Genomic DNA, 6,902 nt, shown 5'->3' on the forward strand with positions numbered 1-6,902 from the left:
GCACATGGAGGTGAACCAATGAAGAAGAAATTCGGAGCGGCCGTGTGGGGCGCGGGATGGGTTGCCGGTGAGCACATTCGGGCCTACGTGAACAACCCGCACTGCGAGGTAGTCGCCATCGGAAGCCGGAAGGCCGAGAGCGCGAAGAAGGCCGCTAAGACCGCCGGCCTCGAATGCGCCATCTACACCGACTACGATGAGCTGATGGCGGACGAGCGAGTCGCCATCGTCTCGATCTGCACGCCGAACCACCTCCACGCAGGGGAGACGATCAAGGCCGCGAACGCCGGGAAGCACATCCTCATCGAGAAGCCGGTCGCGCTCAACCTCGAAGACCTGATCGCCATGCGCGACGCCGTCCGGAAGGCCGGGGTCAAGACCGTCGTCAGCTTCGTGCTGAGGTGGAATCCGCTCTTCGAGTGCATCAAGGGCCTGCAGAAGACGCCCGCGCTCGGGAAGATCTTCCTCGCCGAGGTCGACTACTGGCACCCGCTCGGCCGCTGGTACATGGGCTATGACTGGGTGACCACGAAGGAGTGCGGCGGGAGCATGCTCCTCTCGGCCGGATGCCATGCGGTTGATGCGATCCGGTACTTCATCGAGTCGGAGGTCACCGAGGTCACCGCCTACTCGAATAACGCCGGCCCATGCGAGTATGACGCGAACATCATCGCAATCCTGAAGTTCGAGAACGGCACGATCGGCAAGGTCTCCGCGAGCTGGGACATTCGGTCGCCGTACGTCTTCAACATCGAGCTGCTCGGCGATCACGGCACGCTGCGGAACAATCAGCTTTACTCGAAGGTGCTCCTGCCGGGCCAGACGAAGCCCGCGGAGATACCGACGATCCTGCCGGACAGCGGCGACGTGACGCATCACCCGTTCCAGGGCGAGATCGATCATCTGGTGAACTGCGTGCTGACCGACACCGAGTCGCACGTGAACCTTGAGGATGCGGTCAAGACGCACGAGGTCTGCATCGCGGCGGACATCTCGGCGGCGGAGGGCCGCCCGGTCAAGCTGCCGATCCTATGAGAGCGTAGTGATGCAATATCGGAGCAATGGAGTGATCGAATAGGAACCGCCCAGTCCTGAGTGCGCGTTCTGACGCGTGTATCGAAGGACGGTCAGGGATAGCCCAAGGTTGTGCGACAAGGCCGCCCTTCGATACATTCGCCGGAGCGAACACTCAGGGCTGACGGGTTCCAATACTCCAGTTGCCCAAGGAGGTTTCTATGTCCAAAGTCAAGTGGGGAGTCATCGGGGCCGGCGGCATCGCCGACCGGCGCACGATCCCCGAGGGGATAATGCCCGCGTCGAACTCGGAACTCGCCGCCATCATGGATGTGGACGAGCCGCGGGTCAAGGAGCTTGCGTGGAAGTACAACGCCCCCAGGTGGTACGCATCGGACGCCGAGCTGCTCGACGATCCGGCGGTCGAGGCGGTCTACATCGCCACGCCTGTGAACGTCCACGTTCGGCAGGCAGTCGCCGCCGCCGAGAAGGGCAAGCACGTCCTCTGCGAGAAGCCGCTCGCGCTCACGCTCGACGAGAGCCGGCGAATCGTGGACGCCTGCAAGGCCGCCGGAGTCAAGCTCAGCGTCGGCCTGATGATGCGCTACCACGCCTGCCACCAGGGGATTCGGAAGGCCATCGAGGACGGCGAGATCGGCAGGCCGGTCATGGCCCGCGCCCAGCTCACCTGCTGGTATCCGCAGATGCCCGGCGCATGGCGTCAGATCCCCGAACTGGGCGGCGGAGGCGCTCTGATGGATCTCGGTGTTCACAGCGCCGACCTCCTTCGCTGCTTCCTGGGCGAGGTCGAGGCCGTGACCGCCTTCGTCGATACCACCGTGCAGGATTACCCGGTGGATGACAGCGCCCTGGTGCTAATGAAGTTCAAGTCCGGCGCCCAGGGAGTCGTCGAGAGCTACTTCAGCATCCCCGACGCGGCGGCTCAGAACGCGCTCGAGATCTACGGCACCAAGGGATGCATCCTGGCGAAGGGGACAATCGGCCAGGGCTCGGAGGGCAGCTTCACGGTCTACTCCTCGGCCGAGGACAAGGGCTACGAGGCCGCGCAGACCCGCGACGCGAGCGGGATGGCGGTCCGAGTCGTGACCCCCGACCCGGTGAACACCTACTGCGCGGAGATCGAGGCGTTCGCCGACGCGATCCTGAACGACGCCGTCCCGCCGATCACCGCCGAGGACGCGATCGCATCTTTCGCCGCGGTCCTGGCGGCATACAAGTCCTCCCGCGAGGGCAGGGCGATCAAGCTGTAGGACATATACCTTGCGGGATGCGTCTCCAGACGGCGATGGGTGTGGTTAGCCTCTCGTTATGCCACCAGAGTGGCTACTCTAGGAGGTCGGTTGTGCTGTTCCGCGGTTAGAACCGTCCAGTCTCGAGTACGCTCTCTGGAGCGTGTATCGAGAGACGGCCTGGGGAGTGCCACAAGAGCGTCCTTCGATACACGCCGTCATTCACCGGCGCACTCAGGACTGACGGTTGTAGGGATACGAGGCGAAATATGAAACAAGTATTCATTGACGGCAGGGGCGACATCGTCATCCGGGAGGTCGATCCCCCCGCGCTCGACGACAACGGCGTGCTGGTGGATACCGCATACTCGGTCGTCAGCACGGGCACCGAGACCATGGGCATCCGTGCCCGGCGCAAGGATCCGAATCCTGAGCGGGCAGACTCCGCCACCGGGTATACGAACTCCGGCACGGTGATCGCGGTCGGCAAGAACGTCGCGGGCGAGTTCGCGGTCGGCGACAGGGTGGGGAACTACGGGGCTCCATCCGCGTTCGGCGGGCACGCTGGGACGTGCTTCATCGGCCGAAACCTTGCCGTCAAGCTGTCAGAGAACGTGACACTTCAGGACGCGGCGTTCACCGGCCTCGGGGGGATCGCGATGCAGGCCGTCCGGCGCGCGAACCTGACGCTCGGCGAGGTGTCGGTCGTCACCGGCCTTGGGGTGCTCGGCCAGATCATCGCCCGCATCTGCCAGGCCGTAGGGTATCGCACCATCGCCAGCGACTTCCTTGATGACCGCCTGACGCTCGCCGCGAGCGCCGGGATCACGACCATCAATGCCGCCGAGGATGTCGTCTCCGCCGTGAAGAGTGCCTCGGATGGTCATGGCGCCGATGCCGTGCTGATCGTCGCCGCCACCGACTCCGCCGAGCCGATCACCCAGGCGCTCGACATGATCCGCTTCGGCGGGCGGATCGTCATGGTCGGCGTCACGAAGATGGAGGTAGACCGCACGAAGTTCTTCGCCAAGGAGGCCGAGTTCGTCATCTCCCGCGCCGCCGGTCCGGGGCGATACGATGCCTCCTACGAGCACGATGGCGTCGATCTGCCGTATCCCTACGTGCGCTGGTCGGAGGGGCGTAACCTCCGTGAGTTCATACGCATGATCTCCGAGAAGCGCGTGCGGGTGGACGATCTCGTCAGTCACGAGCTCCCCGTCGAGCAGGCAGCCGATGCCTACGAGCAGATCCTCGACCGCCCGAAGGAAACCCTAGGGGTTCTGTTGAAGTACTAGGCTGAGTTTGCGTGCGGGGTTGTCCCATATGTCTCATAGGTCCCATGGGACCGATGTGACCGATAGGACATGTTCGACGGCCCCGACCAACCCCCTCTTGCAGGTGAAGGTGTGCCCCGAATAGCAAAGCTGCTAACCCTGATATCGGTGTGTCTGCTGGTCGTGACCGGCGCTTTCGCCGCCGAGCAGGAACAGCTCACCCTCAAGGTGTACAAGCTCCCGCTCAAGGAAGCCCGAAGCGTGCCGGACAAGGCGAACTGGGCGATCGTCGAGCGGTTCATGCAGCTCCATCCCGAGATCAAGCTCGAAGGGTTCCAGGGGATCACCGCCGCCGGGCTCGATATGGAGGTCGGCCCGCTCCTTGCCATGGCCGGCGGAGTCGCGCCCGACGTCCTCTACGTCAACTTCCGCATATCGGACAGCTACATCCAGCAGAAGTTCCTCTATCCGCTCGATGAGTATGTCGACAAGTGGGCGAAGGAAGAGGACATCTCGCAGTACATCTACGAACCGGTCTGGCCGGTCATCAAGCGCGAGGGGCACGTTTGGGCGATCCCGTATCAGACCTACGTCATGACGCTCCAGTACCGCAAGGACCTCTTCCGCGAGGCCGGTCTCGATCCGGAGCATCCGCCCAGGAACTGGGACGAGCTCTATGAGTACGCGCAGAGGCTCACCATCCCCGAGAAGGGCCAGTACGGGATGGCCGTCTTCGCCGGTCCCCACGCATCGTGGTGGTTCATAGACTTTCTCTGGTCCGCCGGCGGCGATGCCGTTGCGCAAGACAAGGACGGCAACTGGAAGGCCGTCTTCAACGACGAGGCGGCCGTCACCGCGCTGAAGTTCTACCAGAAGCTCGGCCGCCAGAAGTGGACTCGCAACGGCAAGACCTACCGCGGTGTCGCCTATCGAGACACCGACTACTCGAAGCTCTGGGCGCTCGGCAAGATCGGCATGGTCTTCGGCTACATGAACGACCAGATGATGTCGAGCGTGAACCCGAACCTGATCGGCGTCGCCCCAATGCCTATGGGGCCGACCGGCGTCCGGGGCAACGAGCTGAACTGCGCCATGATGGGCATCAACTCCCAGTGCAAGGACAAGCGCATCCGCGACGCCGCCTGGGAGTACATCAAGTTCTGGGCTAGCGACGAGGCGATCCGTATCCGCTGCAAGGTCTACGCCGAGTCGGGGTTCGGCAAGTTCATCGCGCCGAAGTACCTGGTGAAGTACGGGTACACTCAGTACCTGCGCCAGGTCCCCAGGGGCTGGGCCGAGACGCTCGAGGAGGCGCTCCGCTCCGGCCGCCCCGAGCCTTACGGCCGCAACTGCGAGAACATCTATTCCGAGATGACCCCGCCGCTTGACGCCGCGTGGCTCAAGGACGACCTGAACCACAAGCGGGAACTCGACAAGGCCGTCGCCCACTGCAACGAGAAGCTGATGGGCGTCATAGACCCCAACGTCCTCGAGTTCCGCCGCCGAGTCGCGCTCGCGGTAGTCATCGCTCTGATGGTCATCTTCTTCCTGGTCTTCCGGTCCGTGATCAGGAGCTTCACCCGCGACTACGAGTCCGGCTACGACAAGAAGCTCGACCGCATAAAGAAGCCCATCGTCTGGCGTAAGGTGATCGTGCCGTTCCTGCTCATGGCCCCGGCGCTGATCTCCGTAGCGATCTGGGCCTACTACCCGCTGGCGCGCGGATCGCTCATGGCCTTTCAGGACTACAAGATCGTCGCCGGCACCACGTGGGTCGGGCTCGACAACTTCAGCGAGGTGCTCTTCACGCCGCAGGTCTGGAAGTCGTTCATGAACAGCTTCATATTCATGCTGCTCAACCTCGGTCTGGGTTTCTGCGGCCCGATCATTTTGGCGCTGATGCTGCACGAAATCCCGAGAGGCAAGGTGCTCTACCGCACGCTCTACTACCTTCCGGCGGTCACCACCGGGCTGGTCATCATGTTCCTGTGGAAGTTCTTCTACAACCCCAGTCCGGCCGGCCTGCTCAACAAGCTGCTTACGAGTTTCAACGAGTCGGTGCTCGGCAACATCAACTCGGCGTTGGCGTGGCTGCATTTACCGGCCCAGATACCCGTCTTCAGCACACAGACCTGGCTGCAGGACCCTAAGCTGGCGATGCTCTGCGTCATCCTGCCGATCATCTGGGCGCACGTCGGCCCGGGATGCATCATCTACCTCGCCGCGCTGAAGAGCGTCCCTGAGGACGTCTACGAGGCGGCCGACCTGGATGGCGCGGGGGTGCTGAGCAAGGTCTGGCACATCACCATCCCGTACCTGCGGCCGCTGATCATCATCAACTTCGTCGGCGCGTTCATCGCCGCGTTCCGGTCGTTCGACTTCATATTCGTCATGACGGGCGGCGGACCGATGTTCGCCACGCACGTCGCCGGGCTCGAGATCTGGTACAACGCGTTCCTGTACCTGAAGTTCGGCTACGCGGTCGCGATGGCGTGGCTGCTCGGCTCGCTCGTCGTCGGATTCACCGTATTCCAGTTGAGGATTCTCTCTCGCCTGCAGTTCAAGACGGCCGGAGCGTGAGGTTAATGCGCCTGTGGATATAGTTCTGGCGACAAGGAATCCCGGCAAGGTGGGGGAGTTGAGGGCGCTCCTCGCCGACATGGACGTGAACGTCCTCTCCCTGGGCGATTTCCCGGACATCCCGGGAATAGAGGAGACCGGCGCGACGTTCGCCGAGAACGCGCGAATCAAGGCTGAGGAGGTCTCGCGCATCACCGGCATGCTTGTCGTTGCCGACGACTCCGGCCTGGAGGTGGACGCGCTCGGCGGCGAGCCGGGAGTCCGGTCGAATCGGTTCGGTGGCCCGGGGGCGGCCGACCGCGATAAGTACCTCCGCATCCTCGAACTCCTCGAAGGCGTGCCCGACGAGCGGCGCACCGCCCGCTTCCGCGCGGCCGTCGCGGTCGCCGCTCCCGGCCGGGAGACGGTCATCGTCGAGGGTTCATGCGAGGGCGTGATTGCGCGCGAACCCGCTGGAGGGGGCGGTTTCGGCTACGACCCCGTCTTCTTCATCCCCGAAGCAGGCCAAACGATGGCCGAAGTCCCCTCCGACATCAAGAACCGCATCAGCCACCGCGCGAAGGCGATGCAGAAGGCCAGGTGCATCCTCGAGGACTACCTCTCCCACAGATCTGCCGCGCCTTGAACCATGTTTATCGAACTGCTATAATCAGTGTGTCGCCGGGGTGTAGCGCAGCTGGCAGCGCGCATGCTTTGGGAGCATGAGGCCGCCGGTTCGAATCCGGCGCGGACATCCGTGCTCAATATGCGCTCATGTAGCGAAGGCATGTGCGGTAAGAAACGG

Annotated in this window: 5 protein-coding genes and 1 tRNA gene; all 6 read left to right on the forward strand. The window is 63.5% G+C overall.

From position 1 onward, the window contains the following. Nucleotides 1-18: 18 nt before the first annotated feature. The 6 genes from KBC96_11960 (at nt 19) to KBC96_11985 (ending at nt 6,852) form a co-directional block, all read left to right on the forward strand. A complete protein-coding gene (locus KBC96_11960; GenBank protein MBP6965111.1) occupies nt 19-1,035 on the forward strand; it encodes a Gfo/Idh/MocA family oxidoreductase in 1,017 nt (338 codons plus the stop codon). A gap of 200 nt (nt 1,036-1,235) precedes the next feature. Continuing rightward, nucleotides 1,236-2,285, forward strand: a complete 1,050-nt coding sequence (locus KBC96_11965; GenBank protein ID MBP6965112.1) for a Gfo/Idh/MocA family oxidoreductase — start codon at nt 1,236-1,238, stop codon at nt 2,283-2,285. Nucleotides 2,286-2,533: 248 nt separating this feature from the next. Then, a complete protein-coding gene (locus KBC96_11970; GenBank protein ID MBP6965113.1) occupies nt 2,534-3,559 on the forward strand; it encodes a zinc-binding alcohol dehydrogenase in 1,026 nt (341 codons plus the stop codon). 111 nt (nt 3,560-3,670) lie between these two features. After that, the gene (locus tag KBC96_11975) at nt 3,671-6,118 is read left to right on the forward strand and encodes an extracellular solute-binding protein (GenBank protein ID MBP6965114.1); all 2,448 of its coding nucleotides are present in this window, start codon (nt 3,671-3,673) and stop codon (nt 6,116-6,118) included. 13 nt (nt 6,119-6,131) lie between these two features. Continuing rightward, nucleotides 6,132-6,743: an XTP/dITP diphosphatase gene (locus KBC96_11980; GenBank protein ID MBP6965115.1), complete on the forward strand. Its 612-nt coding sequence runs from the start codon at nt 6,132-6,134 to the stop codon at nt 6,741-6,743. A gap of 41 nt (nt 6,744-6,784) precedes the next feature. After that, nucleotides 6,785-6,852: transfer RNA gene (locus KBC96_11985), tRNA-Pro, on the forward strand. The last annotated feature ends 50 nt before the right edge of the window (nt 6,853-6,902 follow it).

Source organism: Armatimonadota bacterium (genome assembly GCA_017993055.1).
In the GTDB taxonomy this organism is placed as follows: domain Bacteria; phylum Armatimonadota; class UBA5829; order DTJY01; family DTJY01; genus JAGONM01.